We start from the raw sequence: 15,171 nt of genomic DNA, 5'->3' as shown, positions 1-15,171 counted from the left end.
TGGGATGACCGATGTGCGGGGGGTGGGGGCGCGGCCATAGTCCTCGGGAGATCGTTCGCGGGTGGCTGTGGTGCGCCCGGTTTCTGAGAGGACCCTCTATGGACACGTATGCGGATCTGGTGTTCGTCGGCGGGCGGGTGGTCACCGTCGATGCCGACTTCTCCATCGCCTCGGCCCTGGCGGTGACCGGTGGGGTCATCAGCGCCGTCGGCGGGCGGGACGACGTCACGCCGCTCATCGGGCCCGGCACCCGCATCGTCGATCTGGGGGGAGCGACGCTGCTTCCCGGTATCAACGATTCCCACCTGCACGGGTGCGCCTTCGGCATGGCGACGCCGCCGCTCTCCCTCGAACTCGGCCATCCCGCCGTGTCCTCCCTCGCGGACGTGGCCGGGACGGTACGGGAGGCCGTCGAGCGGGTTGCGGACGGGGAGTGGATCACGGGACACGGCTGGGACGCCGGATACCTCGACGAGTGCGTCTCCGACGCGTCGCGGCTGCCCTCGCGGCGCGACCTCGACGCCGTGAGCCCGGACCACCCCGTGGTCCTGTACTCCTTCTCGGGGCATGCCACGTGGGTGAACTCCAAGGCGCTGGAGCTGATCGGAATCGACCGGCACACCGTCGCGCCGCCCGGCGGGGCCATCGTCGTGGACGAAGCCGGGGAGCCCACGGGGCTGCTCCACGAGGGGGCCCAGGCCCTCGTGCAGAACGCGCTGCCGCCGCTCAGCCGGCGGGAGCGGACCGACGCGATCAGGTCGACCCTCGCGACGCTCGCCCGGCTCGGCATCACCAGCTACACCGAGCCCGGACTCGGCCCGGGCGGCGACGGCATCATGCGGGGCGCGCTCGGCACGCAGACCCTCGACGTCTACCGCGGGCTGCTGGCCGACGGCGAACTGACCGCCCGAGTCGGTGTCCTGCTCCTGCCCACCGGAATGGCAGGCACCGCCGAGGAGTTCGGCCGGGCCCTGACCGCCCTCGGGGAGTCCGGCGACGCCGATCCGCGCCGCCTCGCCATCCACGGCGTCAAGATCTTCGCCGACGGCATCGTCCCCAACAAGACGGCCTGGATGCACGAGCCGTACGTCGGCGGTGGCTGCGGCTCCCTGTGCGTCGGCGGCGAGAGCGACACCGAGCGGACCGCCGAGATCGACACCATGATCCGCCACGCACACGCGGCAGGGCACCAGTTGGGTGTCCACGTCACCGGCGACCGGGCCATCGACACCGTCGCGGACGCCTTCGCGGCAGCCATGGCCGAGCACCCGCGGCCCGATGCCCGCCACTACGTCATCCACGGCGACTTCCTCACCGCGCACAGCATGAAGGTGCTGGCCGCCCACGATTTCGGCGTCAACATGAACCCCACCATCAAGTGGACCGTCGCCGACATGGAGGAGGAGTTCGTCGGCGCGGAACGGGCCGCCTACGCATGGCCCTACCGCGATGCCATCGAAGCCGGCGTACGGGTCGCGAGCGGGTCCGACGCCCCGGTCACGTACCCGGACTGGCGCCAAGGCGTTGCCACCATGATGCTGCGGGAGTCGAAGGCGGCCGGCCGGGTCAGCGGCCCCGAGCAGTGCATCGGCCTGGCGGAGGCGATCCGTACCTACACGATCGCCGCGGCCTGGCAGGACTTCGCCGACGACTGGAAGGGCTCCTTGGAGCCGGGCAAGGTCGCCGACCTCTGCGTGCTGGACGGGGACCTGCTCATCGCCGATCCCCACGACATCCCGCAGATGCCCGTCGTCCTCACCGTCGTCGACGGGCAGGTGGTGCACGACACCCTGCGCGATTGACGTACTCCGGGTACATGATCATCCTGGTGGGATGGCAGAGGAGCGGAGCACAGCGGACATCCTGGACGCGGCCGTCCATGTCCGCGAGGCCGCGCGGAGCGCCACGAGCGGCGCGACCGGCGTGGAACCGGTCCTGGCGGCGCTGGCGGAGGTCATGGAGTACGACCACGCGTCCCTGACCCGGTGGGATCCGCTGCGCAGGCGGCACACCACGCTGGCCGGGAGCTACCCGGATGACGCCACGGCCTACATCGAGACCCGCCTCCACCACGACCCGGTGTTCCCCGTGCTCCGCAGCCCGGCGAGGGGAGGTCTCTGGCTCAGGGACGTCCCGGGGCAGCTCCTGGAGGCCTCCCCGGGCTTCCAGGAGGTGCTGCGTCCCCTCGGTATCGAAGACGGCGTGGCCCAGTGCCTGTTCACCGCCGACGGCCGGTACGTCGGCATGCTGAACGTCAGCACCCGTCGGCCGCGGCGCGCGCCCGATCCGGCGCGCGCCGTGGTGACGCTGCTGACCGAGGCCCTCGCCGCGGCCGTCGCCCCCCACCAGGGCCCGCCGGCCGAGGAGGCCGCGGATGTGCGGCGGCCCGGCGGACTCTCCCCGCGGGAGTTCCAGGTGCTGGGTGAACTGACCGCCGGCCGCACCAACCGGGAGATCGCCGAGCGGCTGTACATCACACCGCGCACGGTAGGGACCCACATCGAGCACATTCTCGCGAAACTCGGCCTCCCCAACCGTGCGGCAGCCGCAGCCCGGGCCGCCGCCTGGGGAATCGAAGCCTCCTGAGACGATGGAAGCCACGGAAGCCCCGCCGGGTGGACCGGCAGGGCTTCCAGGGCGTCAGGTCATGAGCAGCAGCCGCGTGTTCGCAACCAGCTTCCGGTTCACGCTGGTGCTCTGCACGAAGATCGTGAAGTCGTCGTTGTGGTCCGGCTTGACCCGGACCTCGGTGCTGGGCAGGCCGAGGAGGGCCCGGGCCTGCGGCCCCGTGTACACCTGGTCCGTCTTCATTTCCAGTACCGCGATCTGCTTCTGCGCCTGGATCTTCTCGGTCTTGCTGAGCTGGTAGAACGCACACCCGGTTCGGTAGGTGTGCCCCGACTCGACGACCCAGTCCCGGATCGCCGTTTCGCGGGCCACGGGAATCAATTCGTACTGCGACGGGCTGACCGGGGTGAGGCCGGCCGCCTCGATCGCGTCCTTGTTGACCGTCTCCCCGCCGGTGGAGAACACCGCCCGCGATCCCCGGATGCCCTTGCTGCGGCCCACCATGAAGTCCTCGGTGGCCTTCAGGATGACCTGCCCGGCTTCCTCGAGGCCCCGTGTGCTCGTGGCGTCCCAGATGGCGATGTTGTCCTTCGGGAAGCCGCACTGCATGGCCTCGCGCTTGCCCATCTGGTCCGGTACGAGAACGGCCAGCGTCCAGTTGTCCTCCTGCGTCTCGATCATCGTGGCCACGGCCTGCACCAGCGCACGAGGGTCCCGGGCCGGGGCGTCGGGGCAGCGATGGCTCGCGTTCTCCTGACCGTCGGTCAGTACGAACGTGAGGAAGCTGTGGTCGCCGTAGAGCTGGGCCGTCTGCGCCAGCTCCCGCTGCGACTTCAAGGTGGCCGCCAGCAGGGCGGTCATTCCACCCGCCCGGTACATCTGCTTCAGGGACGGCATGCGCAGCACGTCCTTGTCGTAGATGACGCACTCCACCTTGTCGGCGAAGACGTACACCGTGACGCGGGTCTCCTGGTCCAACTCCTGCGACCGGCGGGCCAGATAGGCGATTTGCTGGTCGGCGACTTCGACGACCTTGCCGCTCAGGTGCGACATGGACGAGCTGGCGTCCAACACGAGAGCGACGTGGTTGATGTAGTTCTGGTTTCCGGGCATGACGGCCATGACGGTTCCCCCGCTTTCCGAATCGATACTTCGATCCTGCCACCCGCCACTGACAATCGATCTTGGACTCCGGGGGAAGCCAGGTAGGGTGGTGACTGCGAAGGGGAGTAGCCCTGCGATACCGGTCGTCGACACACTGGAGCCCCCGGGTTCCCGGTGGCCGGGCCCGCGTTCTCGATGAGCGGGTGGGCGAGACCTTCGGCCCATTTGTCGACGACGCAAGTCAGCGTGTCGGCGGGGTCGAAGCCGTCTGCCGCGCCTCCCACGCCGGTCGTCCTCGAAGCCCCGCCGACGCGGGAAGGCTGGACGAGACCCGTGATCCATTTCGTATTGCTCATCGCGTGTGCGGTGGCGATCTACCTCTCCTGCGAGTGGTTCGTCAACGCGGTGGAGTGGCTGGGCGAACGCCTGAACGTGGGAAGGATGGCGGTCGGCACGATCCTCGCCGCCTTCGGCACCGCCCTGCCGGAGTCCGTGGTGACCCTGGTCGCGGTGACCACCGGCGCCACCGACGAGGCCAGGAACATCGGAGTCGGCGCCGCCATGGGCGGCCCGCTCGCCCTGGCCACCGTCGCGTACGGGGTCACCGGAGCGATGCTCGTACTCAAGCGCCGCAAGGACCGTACGGCCGTCCTCGCGGGCGGCGCCGGCCCGAGCGTGGGCCTGCCGCCGAGCGGTGAGGCGCTCGGTGACGCGAAGGACATGAAGCGCCTGGCCAGGGACCAGAAGTGGTTCCTGCCGATCTTCATGGTGAAGGTCGGGCTCGGTCTGGTCGCCTTCGCCTTCAAGCCCGCCCTGGGCGTCCTGTTCTTCGCCGCCTACGCGGTCTACTTCGTCCGCGAGATACGCAGCAGTCGCGCCGACGGTGCGGACGGCGCGGACGAGGAGGAGGAGGAGGAGCTGGAGCCGCTCAAGCTCCAGCCCGGGGCCGCCTCTCCGGCCACGTGGGCCGTGGTCGTCCAGACCCTGGCCGCACTCGTCGTGATCTTCTTCGCCGCGCACTTCTTCGTGAAGCAGCTGGATGTGATCGGTCCCATGCTGGGGCTGTCCGCGACGGTCACGGCCCTGCTGCTGTCCCCGATCGCCACCGAACTCCCCGAGATCATGAACGCGGTCATCTGGATCCGGCAGGGCAAGGTCAGGCTGGCACTCGCCAACATCTCCGGAGCCATGATGATCCAGGCCACGGTCCCCAGCGGGATCGGCCTGTTCTTCACGAGCTGGCACTTCGACGGCGCCCTGCTGTGGTCGGGGATCATCACCATGGCCGCGATCGCCTACCTCCTGCTCACCATGCGCGCCCACAAACTCACCCCTGCCCGCCTCGCGGTCGCCGGAGTGTTCTACGCCGTGTTCGCCGTCGGACTCGTCCCCCTCCTCGGCTGACACCCGCCGGACTCCAGGAAGCACGAGACGCCCGGCCGGAATCCGGCCGGGCGTCCGCTGTCGTGCGAGCTTGGGGACGGCGACCTCGTTGCCGCCCAGGTTGATGATCCGTGAGACCTCGACCGGGCGGTCCAGGCGCAGACTCGCTGCACCGCCGATTCGCGCCCTGGCGGGCGTGTCGGTGTGGTTCCTGGGGCGCCCGTCGGGGTGCTGGGAGACTCGATGCATGAGCCCAGCCGCAGAGCTGCAGTCCGCCGACGAAGCATGGTCGCGGCACGCGTGGGGGGACGTGTTCGCGATCCTGTCGGAGGCCGATCGGCACCAGCCGCTCGATCCCGACGGCCTGGAGCGGCTCGCACTCGCCGCGCACCTGATCGGCAAGGCTCCCGAGAGCGATGACCTGTGGACCAGGGCCCACCATGCGTGGCTGACCCGGGGCGATGTACCGCGGGCCGTCCGCTGCGTGTTCTGGCTGGGGCTCGACCTCGTACTCAGCGGCGAGTGGTCCCGTGGCGCCGGCTGGATGGCGCGGGCGCAGCGGCTCCTCGACGCCGGGCAGCCCGACTGCGTGGAAGAGGGGTACCTCCTGGCGCTGCAAGGGCTCCAGAGCTACCTCGCGGGGGACATGGCGAACGCCGAGTCGGTGTCCGAGCGGGCGTTGGCGTTCGCGACGCGGTTCGGGGAACCGGAGCTGATGAACTTCGCGATGGTGTCCATCGGAGAATGCCGGATCCGGCTCGGACGGGCCGAGGAAGGTGTACGGCTCCTCGACGAGGCCATGGTCGCGGTGACGGCGGGCGAGGTGTCCCCGGTCGTGTCCGGGCTCGCCTACTGCGCGGTGATCGCCGCCTGCCACGAGGTCTTCGATCTGCGCCGCGCCCGGGAGTGGACGGCCGAACTGCCTTTGCCGCCTGGCCCACGAACGACGGCCGGACCGTCGTCATCTGCGGGCTGCCGATGCGCGACTTCCAGGCGAACCGGCAGGACATCGAAGGCGGCTACCTCGCCACCATGGCGATGGTCCCCTCCTTCGCCGAACGGGCCGCGTCGGCCACGCGGGTGGAACACCTCGTGGGGACGGCAGTCCCGAACTTCTTCCGCAGACCGTACGGCCCCGGTTGGGCGCTGGTCGGAGACGCCGGGTACCTCAAGGACTTCATCACCGCACAGGGCATCCAGGACGCCTTCCGGGACGCGGAACTGTGCGCGCGGGCCCTCGACCAGACCTTCACCGGCAGGCGGACCTTCGACACGGCCATGAAGGAGTACCAGGAGCGCAGGGACAGTCAGGTCATGCCGATGTACGAGTTCACCGCCCAGCTCGCCGCACTGGACCCACCGCCACCCGAGATGCAGCAACTGCTCGCCGCCGTATCGCGCAGCCGTCCGGCCATGGACGGGTTCGCCAGGGTGGCGGCGGGGGTCACCTCGCCCGCGGAGTTCTTCTCGGAGGCGAGCCTGGAGCGGCTCCTGGTGTAAGGGCCCAGCCCCGCGACGCCGAAGCCCCGGACCGTGGGCGGTCCGGGGCCGGTCACAACCGTGCCTCGCCCGAAGGGCGGTGGCCGGTGTGGTTACACGCCGCTGGCGATCTGGCCGATGCCACTCCAGGCGTTCGGCGTGCCGTTGCCGAGCCAGGCGCTGAAAGCGGTGCTCGTGCCGGTGCCGCGGAGCAGGTAGTCGGTGTGGGTGTCGCCGTTGAAGTCGACGAAGTGGACGCGGAGGTGCTCGGTGGTCACGCCCGAGGCGACCGAGCCGACGTTCTGCCAGCCGCCGTGGCCGTCACCGCCGTTGTTGATGTGGACGTTGACGGAGCCGTTGGCGCTGATGGCCCAGTAGTCGGCCTTGCCGTCGCCGTTCCAGTCCGTCAGGCGCACCCGGGAGCGGTCGGTGGTCGTACCGGAGGCGATCTTGCCGACGGTCTCCCAGGCGTTGGGGCCGCGGTTCAGCCAGACGCTGACGGCGCCGCTGTCGGCGATGGTGATGAAGTCCGAACGGCCGTCACCGTCCCAGTCGGCGAAGCGGACCTGGTTGTGGTTGGTGGTGACGCCCGACGCGATGATGCCCAGGTTCTTCCAGCCGCCGTGGCCGTCGCCACCCTGGTTGAGGTGGACGTTGACGGAGCCGTTGGCGTTGATGGCCCAGTAGTCGGCCTTGCCGTCGCCGTCGAAGTCGGCGAGACGCACCCGCGAGCGGTCGGTGGTCGTACCGGAGGCGATCTTGCCGACGGTCTCCCAGGCGTTGGGGCCGCGGTTCAGCCAGACGCTGACGCCGCCGTCGCCGGCGATGCTGATGTAGTCGGGCTTGCCGTCGCCGTCCCAGTCGGCGAAGCGGACCTGGTCACTGCCGCCGATCTCGTTCACGGCGGCGGAACGCCGCGGTTCGGTGGTCTTCGCGATCCACTGGGCGAGGTCGTCGGTGCGGGCGGCGCTGGCGCCCGTACGGGTCTCGGCCGGGTCGGTGCCGAGGCAGCCGCCCTGCCAGGACCGGCTGTTGACGCCGACGAGCTGGCCGGCCGCGTTCAGGAGCGGGCCGCCGGTGTCGCCCTTGCAGATCGCGTCGGTGCCCTTGCCCGTGATGGTCAGGGTCGTGGCGTCGGTGGCGTTCATGGTGAAGGTGCCGGTGTGGAGCTTGCCGGTCACCCACTCGGTCTTCGTCCGGCCGAAGCCGGCGGAGCCGAGGTCCGTGCCGACTGCGGGGGCCGTGGCGGAGACCGAGGTCGTGGTCGCGCCCCTGGCCGGCAGTACGAGACGGGCCAGGACCAGGTCGCGCTCGGCGCGGGGGGCGAGTTCGGTGACTGCGCGGGTCTCGCCGTTGGCGAGGGTGACGGTTGCCGGCAGAGCGGGCTTCCCGGCGGGAACCTGCTCGCCCGGGGTGGCGGCGAAGCAGCTGGCGGCGGTGGCGATCCACCACTCGTCCACGAGCGTGCCGGTGCAGGCACGGCCGTTCGCCTCGGCGCCGACGTTCAGTTTGACGACGGAGGCGTACTGGCCGGCCGGGGCCTCCGGGCCCGTGAGGGCGTAGGCCGGGGCGACGGCGACGAGGCCGGCGGTGACTGCGGTCGCAGTCCCCACGAGGCCGGCCACCCGCGCCGGACGGGGGCGGAGAACAGACATGCGGAGCATCCTTACTGAATGGATCGGGTGCGCGAGTGCGCGAGGGCCGGGGCGGACCTGGCCTGGGTCGGGCTCGCGGCGACTGCGTGCCGACTACGACAGGCACGGTCGTCCGGACCGAGCGCGGCCCCCTTCTCGTGGCGTGGTCAAGGCCAATGGCCGGCTTGCCTCAAGAGGTTCGCTCGACCGCACCATCGAAGCCTTCTTGTTGATCTTTGTCTACTGCGTGAACCATCCAATAGCGGGCATATATATGGGTTGCCCCTGTGATGCTCGACACGCTCGGCGAAGGCCGTGCGTCCACGGCGCCAAACGCGCACGGCACGGCACCTCACGTGCTCGTATGGACGTCCCCGATGGTCGTGGAGGTGATGACCGCTCGGCGGCCCAGGTCGCCCGGCGGGATCCCCGGATGGTGGCCGCCCGGCCGACCGCCTCCCGGCAACGCGTCCGCGTTCGCCCCGAGGGCGAGGCGCGAGACGATGCGGTAGCGGTCGCCCCGGTAGACGGAGTGCACGTACTCCACCGGGCGGCCGGTGGAGTCGGTGGTGAGCCGCTCGATGAGCAGGGCGGGGGAGAGCAGCGGCACGTCCAGCAGGCCCGCCTCCGCCTCGTTCACCACCGTCGGCTCGATGGACTGCTGCGCCTCGTGCACGTACACGCCGTGATGGTCGCGCAGGTGCTCGTAGAGGTCTCCGGCCTCCAGTTCCTGCGGGGTCAGGCCCGGTACCAGATCGGCCGGGATGTGCAGGTGCTCGATCGCCATCGGGGCCCCGTCCACCAGGCGCAGCCGGGCGACGTAGAGGAGCTGGGCGCCGGGGGAGATCCGCAGCCGGCGGCCGATACGGGCGCCCGCCGCGGCGGTGGAGTGCTCCAGGACCCGGCTGGACCAGTGCCCGGCGGCCTGTCGCATCGCGAACGCGGCCTCGGCGGCGGCCAGCTCCTGGGTGATCTTGGCCGGGGCGACGAACATCCCGCGGCCGTGCTCGCGTACGAGCAGGCCGGTGGCCACGAGCTCGTCCACGGCGGCGCGCAGGGTGGGCCGGGAGACCTCCAGGGTGGCGCACAGGGTGCGTTCGGAGGGGATGGCGTCGCCGGGCCGCCGGACGTCGATGAGGCCCAGCAGGTATTCGCGGACCCGCTCCCGCTTGAGTACCGAACCCGACGCGTCGGACGCGTCCTTCGCCATGGCCCGCCCCTACTTCGTTCTGGATGTCCGCCAGCTGGCCAACTGGTCATGTGTATCTAACCACTTAGGCGGGGTGGATGCGAGGCGTCTGCTGGATTTCCCTGGGGTGTGCGGGGTTGACGGCGAACGCGGGTCGTGTCACCTTCGAGCCACTCGGCTGACCAATTGGTTAGTTGGTCAACTCTGCTGTGTGTGAGTCGAGTTGTCCCCGCGACCAGGTGAGGAACCCCGCCGCCGTGATCGACGCCGCAGCCCGCCCAGTCCCAGCGCCAGCCCCCGACCCCGATCTCGCGCTCGTCCCTCGCCCCGACTCGCTCGTCGTCCTGCCCGGCCGGTTCACCCTGGACCACCGCACCGGACTGCGCACCGGCCCCGGCGCCGAGGCAGCAGCCGCACTCCTGCGCGAACTGCTCACCCCTGCCACCGGATTGGCCCTGCCACCTCGCCCCGACGGGCAGGTCGCCCTCCTCCTTGCCCCGGGGGAGGGCGACCTCGGCGCCGAAGGGTACGCCCTCACCGTCCGCGCCGACGCGGTCCTGCTGCGCGCCGCCCGGCCCGAAGGGCTGCTCCGCGGGATCCAGACCCTGCGCCAGCTGTTGCCGCCCGAGGCGCTGGCCGCCGAGGGCGCGCGGAACCGTAGGCCCGCCGCGGGCTGGTCGCTGCCGTGCGTACGGATCACCGACCGGCCGCGGTTCGCCTGGCGCGGGGCCATGCTGGACGTGGCCCGGCACTTCCAACCCGTGGCCTACGTACGCCGCTTCGTGGACCTGCTCGCCCTGCACAAGCTCAACGTCCTGCACCTGCACCTCACGGACGACCAGGGCTGGCGGATGCCGGTCGCGGCCTACCCCCGCCTCACCGAGATCGGCGGCCGGCGCGCCGAGAGCGCCGGCGACGGCATCCCGCACGAGGGCGCCTACACCCGGGCGGAGCTGGCCGGACTCGTCGCGTACGCGGCCCGGCGCGGGGTGAGCGTGGTGCCCGAGATCGAGATGCCCGGCCACGCGCGCGCCGCCCTCGCCGCCTACCCCGAACTGGGCAACCGGCCCGGCGTCCGGCTGGAGCCGTGGACCCGCTGGGGGGTCTGCGAGAACGTCTTCGGCGTCCACGACTCCGTGCTCGACTTCTGCCGGGGCGTGCTGGACGAGGTCGCGGACGTGTTCCCCGGGCCCTACGTCCACCTCGGCGGCGACGAATGCCCCGACGCCGAATGGGAGCGCTCACCTGCCGCCCGCGCGCGGATCGCCACCGCGGGGCTGGCCGGGCCGGGCGCGCTCCACGGCTGGTTCCTGGCCACTGTGGCGGCGCACCTGGCCGGTCTCGGCCGCCGTCCGCTCGGCTGGACCCGGACCGGCGCCGAACTGCCCGCCCCCTTCACGGCCATGGCCTGGCTCGATGCGGAACACGGGCGGGCCGCCGCGCTGCGCGGACACGACGTGATCATGGCCCCGTACCGCGCCACCTACCTCGACTACCCGCAGTCCGCGGACCCCCGCGAGCCGCGCGGCCAGGACGGCGTGCTCGACCTGCGCGGGGTCTACGACAACGAGCCCGCCCCCGTGCAGTGGGAACCCGAGGCCGCCCGCCGCGTACTGGGCACCCAGGCGCAGCTGTGGACCGAGTACGCGCGCACCCCGGCAGAGCTCGACTACCTGGCCTTCCCGAGGCTGTGTGCCCTGGCCGACACCGCCTGGTCGGCGTACCGCGACTGGCCGGACTTCCACCGCAGGCTCGGCCACCACCAGACCCGGCTCGCCGCCCTCGGCGTGCGCGGCCGATCCCTCTACTCCCCCCACCCTGAGAGGAACGCATCATGCGAACCCACAACCGCCGTACGGCCGTAGCCGTGGCCGTGGCCCTGACCGCCGGCCTCGGCTCGGCCGCCCTGACCGCCCTGCCGGCCACCGCGGCGGCCGACTCCGTCACAGTCCAGTACCGCACCAGCGCCACCGGGGCCACCGCGGACCAGGCGGAGCCCTGGTTCAAGGTGGTCAACAACGGCTCGGCCGCCGTCTCCCTGAACCAGGTCAAGTTCCGCTACTACTTCAAGGCCGACGGCCCGGACACCCAGTACCGGTACGCCTGTTCGTGGGCGGTGCGGGGCTGCGCGAACATCACCGGTACCTTCGGCACCCTGGCCAGCCCGACGGCCACCGCCGACCGGTACCTGGAGATCGCCTTCACGGCCGGCGCCGGCACCCTCGCTCCCGGCGCCGACACCGGCGACATGCAACTGCGCTTCCACCGCGCCGACTGGCAGACGCTGCGGCAGTCCGACGACTACTCCTTCGACGGATCGCGCACGGCGTACGGGGACTGGGACAAGGTGACCGCCCAGCTGGGCTCCACCACCGTCTGGGGTACCGCGCCAGGCGGCAACGTCCCCGACCCGACGCCGACCCCGACTCCGACCGACCCCACGCCGACCCCGACCGACCCGGGGCCGGCCGGTGCCACCCTCTTCGACGACTTCACGTACACCTCCTCCACGGACCCGGCGATAGCGGCCCACGGCTGGAGCGTCCGCTCGAACCCCGGCGGACCCGGCGTCCCGGGCGCGGCCTGGTCCCCCGAGAACGTCACCTTCGCGGCCGAGGGCGGCAACTCCATCATGAACATGGAGACCTCCACGGCCGGATCGGGCGAGAGCACCAAGCAGACCGAAGTCCTGACCAAGGCGACGAAGTTCAAGAACGGCACGTACGCGGCGCGGGTGAAGTTCTCGGACGCCCCCAAGTACGGTCCGGACGGCGACCACCTCGTGCAGACGTTCTTCACCATCAACGACCTCAAGGCCCCGATGGCCGACGACTACGCCGAGTACGACTTCGAGTACCTGCCCAACGGCGGCTGGGGCGAGCCCTCGAACATCCTCTACACCACGTCCTGGGAGACGTACCGCCCCGACCCGTGGGAGGCCGTCAACCAGCACACCGAATCGCGGATCAGCTACGCGGGCTGGCACGACCTGGTGCTCACCATCGACAACAACGCCGTCACCTACTACGTCGACGGCCAGGTCTTCGGCACCCACGACGCGAGGTACCTGCCCGAGCGGCCCATGTCGATCAACTTCAACCAGTGGCTGATCGACCTGAACGGCCAGCCGGGCTCGTCGCCCCGCGCCTACGACCAGAAGGTCGACTACGTCCTGCACGTCAAGGACCAGGTCCTCAGCCCGGCCCAGGTGGCCGCCAGGGTCGGCGCCTACCGCACCGCGGGCACGGCCTTCGTGGACGAGGTCCCGAACGGCTGACTCCGACCGCGACCCGGGCCCCGACCGCGACCCGGGCCCGCGGACATCCGCCGGACACCCCCTAGGGCTGTGACCTGCGCCGCAGGGCGCGGCGGATGCCGTACACGACCACGAGCAGCACGATGACGACGACCGCGATGATGAGGAGCTTCTTGAAGAGCCCGCCGCTCTTCTTTTTCTTCTTCTTGCTCTTGTTGGACTTCTTGTCCCCGGCGACGGCCTGCTCCGGGTACGACACCGGAGCCTTGACACCGGTCACCGAACCGGCGCCCGTCGCCGGGAGGGCGCCGGGCGCGAACGCCGTCGCCGCGCCGGCCGCCTGCCGGGCGACCGGCGCGGCTGCCGCGGTGGTCGCCGCGGGACCGAGCAACAGCCCGGCAACGACGAGGAGCGGCACGAGAGCCGAGGCCGACGCCGATCTCGTTACCCGGAACATCCTCGGAATGCGGTGTGTCTTCACTCTTTCCCCTGTTCAGCGTCGTCCTGACCGGGCCCGGCGGATCCGGACGGCCGGGGCCTCAGAGCATCGTCGGGGACTTCGGCCGCCCCGGCAAGGACTTCGAGCGCGCCGCCGATGCCCGGTACTGGCCCGGGGTGGTGCCGAATTCCCGGCTGAAGGCATGCGAGAGGGCGTACGGGGTGCTGTAGCCGACGCGGCGGGCCACGGTGGCCAGGGGGTGCGGGGTGTCGCGGAGCAGGGTGGCGGCGAAGGTCAGGCGCCACCAGGTGAGGTACGCCATCGGTGGACGGCCGACCAGGGTGGTGAAGCGGCGGGCCAGGGTGGCCCGGGACACGCCTGCCTCGGCGGCCAGCCGGTCGTTGGTCCACGGCGCGGCCAGGTCCGAGTGCAGCGCCCGCAGGGCCGCGGCCGTCACAGGGTCGCCCAGTACGGTCGGCCAAGTGCCGCTCCCTTGGGCCGCCCAGGAGCGGATCATGTAGACGAGGAGGAGGTCCAGCAGGCTCGGCACCGCGACGCAGGCGCCGGGCCTCTGTGTGCCCACCTCGTGGCCCAGCAGGTCGACGGCGGCGCGCAGTTCGACATGGGTGCCCGCGCGGTTCGGCAGATGGACGACCTCCGGCAGTTCCGCCATGAGCGGGTGCATCCGACTGCGGTCGAGCCGGTACTTGCCGCACAGCATCTCCACGTGGCCCGAGGCGGCTCGGGCCGGGTCCGGCCCGTTCCCGCCGAGCCACCGCTCGAACGGGACCGCCCGGCTCACGGCCCCGGCATCGGCCGGGGCGTCGGCGATCACGTGCCCGGTGCCGTGCGGCAGCAGCACCACGTCGCCCGCGCCGAGCGGGACCGGGGAGCCGCCGTCGGGCAGCAGCCAGCAGCTGCCCTCCAACACCACGTGAAAGCCCGCGCCGTCGTAGGGGGCGAGTCGTGTGCACCAACTGCCGCCCACCCGCACCCGGTTCGAGGAGGGCTGCCCGATGCGCATCGCCGACACCGCGTCGCTCACCACGTCCATCGGGCCAGGATATCCGTCCGCAGCATCCGCGATGAGACGGTCGCGTATCCGAATGAGGCCAACAGGCATTGAGCAGCTCAATCCGCCCGTCCTAGGGTCGAGGACATGAAGAGCGAGAGCAGGCAGAGCATCATGCTGGGTGACGTCGAGGTCATCCGAGTCATCGAGTGGCAAGGGGCGTTCGTACCAGCGCGCGGCCTGGTTCCGGAGTCCGGCGGCGAGGTGTGGAAGGACAACGAGGACTGGCTGGCGCCCGACCACTGGGACGCGGACAACGACAGGGCGGTGGTGGCCCTCCAGACCTGGGTCCTGCGCAGCGGCGGACGGACCGTCCTGGTCGACACCGGCGTCGGCAACGGCCGCGAGCGGCCCGGCTCGCCGCAGTTCCACCACTGGCAGGGCGACTTCCTGGGCGGGCTCGCGCGGGCCGGTGTCCGGCCGCAGGACATCGACGTCGTGATCAACACCCATGTCCACGGCGACCACGTCGGCTGGAACACCACCGGTGTGGACGGAGGGTGGGAGCCGACGTTCCCGAACGCCCAGTACCTCATCCCGGCAGCGGACGACTTCCACTTCGGCCCGGACAACGCGTACGGGAACGGCCTGCGGGAGGACGACCGGCTGATCTACGAGGACAGCATCGCGCCCGTCCACCGGGCCGGGCAGGCCGTCCTGTGGGACGGCGCCCACCGCATCGACGAACACCTCACGCTGGAGTCCGCGCCCGGCCACACGCCCGGCTCGTCCGTACTGCGGCTCACGTCCGGGGGAGACCGGGCGGTCTTCGTCGGCGATCTCCTGCACAGCCCGGTCCAGATCCTCACGCCCGCCTGCAACAGCTGCTTCTGCATGGACGCGGAGCGAGCGGTGGCCAGCCGACGCCGGATCCTGGAACGGGCCGCCGCCGAAAGGGAACTGGTCATACCCGCACACTTCGGCGGGGCGGGCGCCGTGGAAGTCCGGCAGGAGGGTGCCGGGTTCACCCTCGGGCGGTGGGCTGCCTACGGTACGCAGTAGGCCGCGCCGGTCGTCGCGGCGCCCGCCTCATCCGCAAGGAGGCAG

The 15,171-nt window shown here is 71.2% G+C and carries 12 protein-coding genes; 7 read left to right on the top strand and 5 right to left on the bottom strand.

Translation table 11 applies throughout. The annotated features are described in order from the left end of the window. The first annotated feature begins 98 nt into the window (after positions 1-98). Both ACZ7GJ_RS29005 and ACZ7GJ_RS29000 read left to right on the top strand, forming a co-directional pair. A complete protein-coding gene (locus tag ACZ7GJ_RS29005) occupies positions 99-1,802 on the top strand; it encodes an amidohydrolase (protein WP_470755862.1) in 1,704 nt (567 codons plus the stop codon). 31 nt (positions 1,803-1,833) lie between these two features. After that, complete coding sequence (locus tag ACZ7GJ_RS29000) at positions 1,834-2,586, top strand: helix-turn-helix transcriptional regulator (protein ID WP_470755861.1); 753 nt, start codon at positions 1,834-1,836, stop codon at positions 2,584-2,586. 54 nt (positions 2,587-2,640) lie between these two features. On the opposite strand, the gene ACZ7GJ_RS28995 is transcribed toward ACZ7GJ_RS29000, so the two are convergent. Beyond that, entirely contained in the window at positions 2,641-3,681 is a 1,041-nt protein-coding gene (locus ACZ7GJ_RS28995; RefSeq protein ID WP_470755877.1) for a vWA domain-containing protein, read from the bottom strand. 324 nt (positions 3,682-4,005) lie between these two features. Here ACZ7GJ_RS28995 and ACZ7GJ_RS28990 point away from each other — a divergent pair, with 324 nt between their 5' ends. Next, complete coding sequence (locus ACZ7GJ_RS28990) at positions 4,006-5,076, top strand: sodium:calcium antiporter (protein WP_470755860.1); 1,071 nt, start codon at positions 4,006-4,008, stop codon at positions 5,074-5,076. Positions 5,077-5,961: 885 nt separating this feature from the next. Continuing rightward, positions 5,962-6,555, top strand: coding sequence for an NAD(P)/FAD-dependent oxidoreductase (locus ACZ7GJ_RS28985; protein WP_470755859.1), 594 nt, complete (start codon positions 5,962-5,964; stop codon positions 6,553-6,555). A 92-nt stretch (positions 6,556-6,647) separates the two neighbouring features. Here the strand turns inward: ACZ7GJ_RS28985 and ACZ7GJ_RS28980 are convergent, their stop codons facing one another. Together ACZ7GJ_RS28980 and ACZ7GJ_RS28975 are read right to left on the bottom strand one after the other, a co-directional pair. Next, the gene (locus ACZ7GJ_RS28980) at positions 6,648-8,189 is read right to left on the bottom strand and encodes an FG-GAP-like repeat-containing protein (RefSeq protein WP_470755858.1); all 1,542 of its coding nucleotides are present in this window, start codon (positions 8,187-8,189) and stop codon (positions 6,648-6,650) included. 331 nt (positions 8,190-8,520) lie between these two features. Further along, positions 8,521-9,378, bottom strand: coding sequence for a GntR family transcriptional regulator (locus ACZ7GJ_RS28975; protein WP_470755857.1), 858 nt, complete (start codon positions 9,376-9,378; stop codon positions 8,521-8,523). Between the two features lie 236 nt (positions 9,379-9,614). Here ACZ7GJ_RS28975 and ACZ7GJ_RS28970 point away from each other — a divergent pair, with 236 nt between their 5' ends. Continuing rightward, on the top strand, positions 9,615-11,222 hold the full coding sequence (locus ACZ7GJ_RS28970) for a beta-N-acetylhexosaminidase (RefSeq protein WP_470755856.1): 1,608 nt from the start codon (positions 9,615-9,617) through the stop codon (positions 11,220-11,222). Beyond that, entirely contained in the window at positions 11,192-12,634 is a 1,443-nt protein-coding gene (locus tag ACZ7GJ_RS28965; RefSeq protein ID WP_470755855.1) for a cellulose binding domain-containing protein, read from the top strand. Before ACZ7GJ_RS28970 ends, ACZ7GJ_RS28965 begins: the two co-directional genes overlap by 31 nt. 61 nt (positions 12,635-12,695) lie before the next feature. Here ACZ7GJ_RS28965 and ACZ7GJ_RS28960 read toward each other — a convergent pair whose 3' ends face one another. Both ACZ7GJ_RS28960 and ACZ7GJ_RS28955 read right to left on the bottom strand, forming a co-directional pair. After that, on the bottom strand, positions 12,696-13,070 hold the full coding sequence (locus ACZ7GJ_RS28960; RefSeq protein ID WP_470755854.1) for a hypothetical protein: 375 nt from the start codon (positions 13,068-13,070) through the stop codon (positions 12,696-12,698). 82 nt (positions 13,071-13,152) lie between these two features. Next, the gene (locus ACZ7GJ_RS28955; RefSeq protein ID WP_470755853.1) at positions 13,153-14,106 is read right to left on the bottom strand and encodes an AraC family transcriptional regulator; all 954 of its coding nucleotides are present in this window, start codon (positions 14,104-14,106) and stop codon (positions 13,153-13,155) included. Between the two features lie 105 nt (positions 14,107-14,211). Between ACZ7GJ_RS28955 and ACZ7GJ_RS28950 the strand changes: the two genes are divergently transcribed. After that, positions 14,212-15,126 (top strand): MBL fold metallo-hydrolase, encoded by a 915-nt coding sequence (locus tag ACZ7GJ_RS28950; RefSeq protein ID WP_470755852.1) that lies wholly within the window; start codon positions 14,212-14,214, stop codon positions 15,124-15,126. Positions 15,127-15,171 lie beyond the last annotated feature (45 nt).

It is taken from the genome of Streptomyces sp. NPDC037242 (assembly GCF_055604165.1).
The sequence above is the reverse complement of the archived record's forward strand: the minus strand, read 5'-3'. Positions and strand labels throughout refer to the sequence as shown.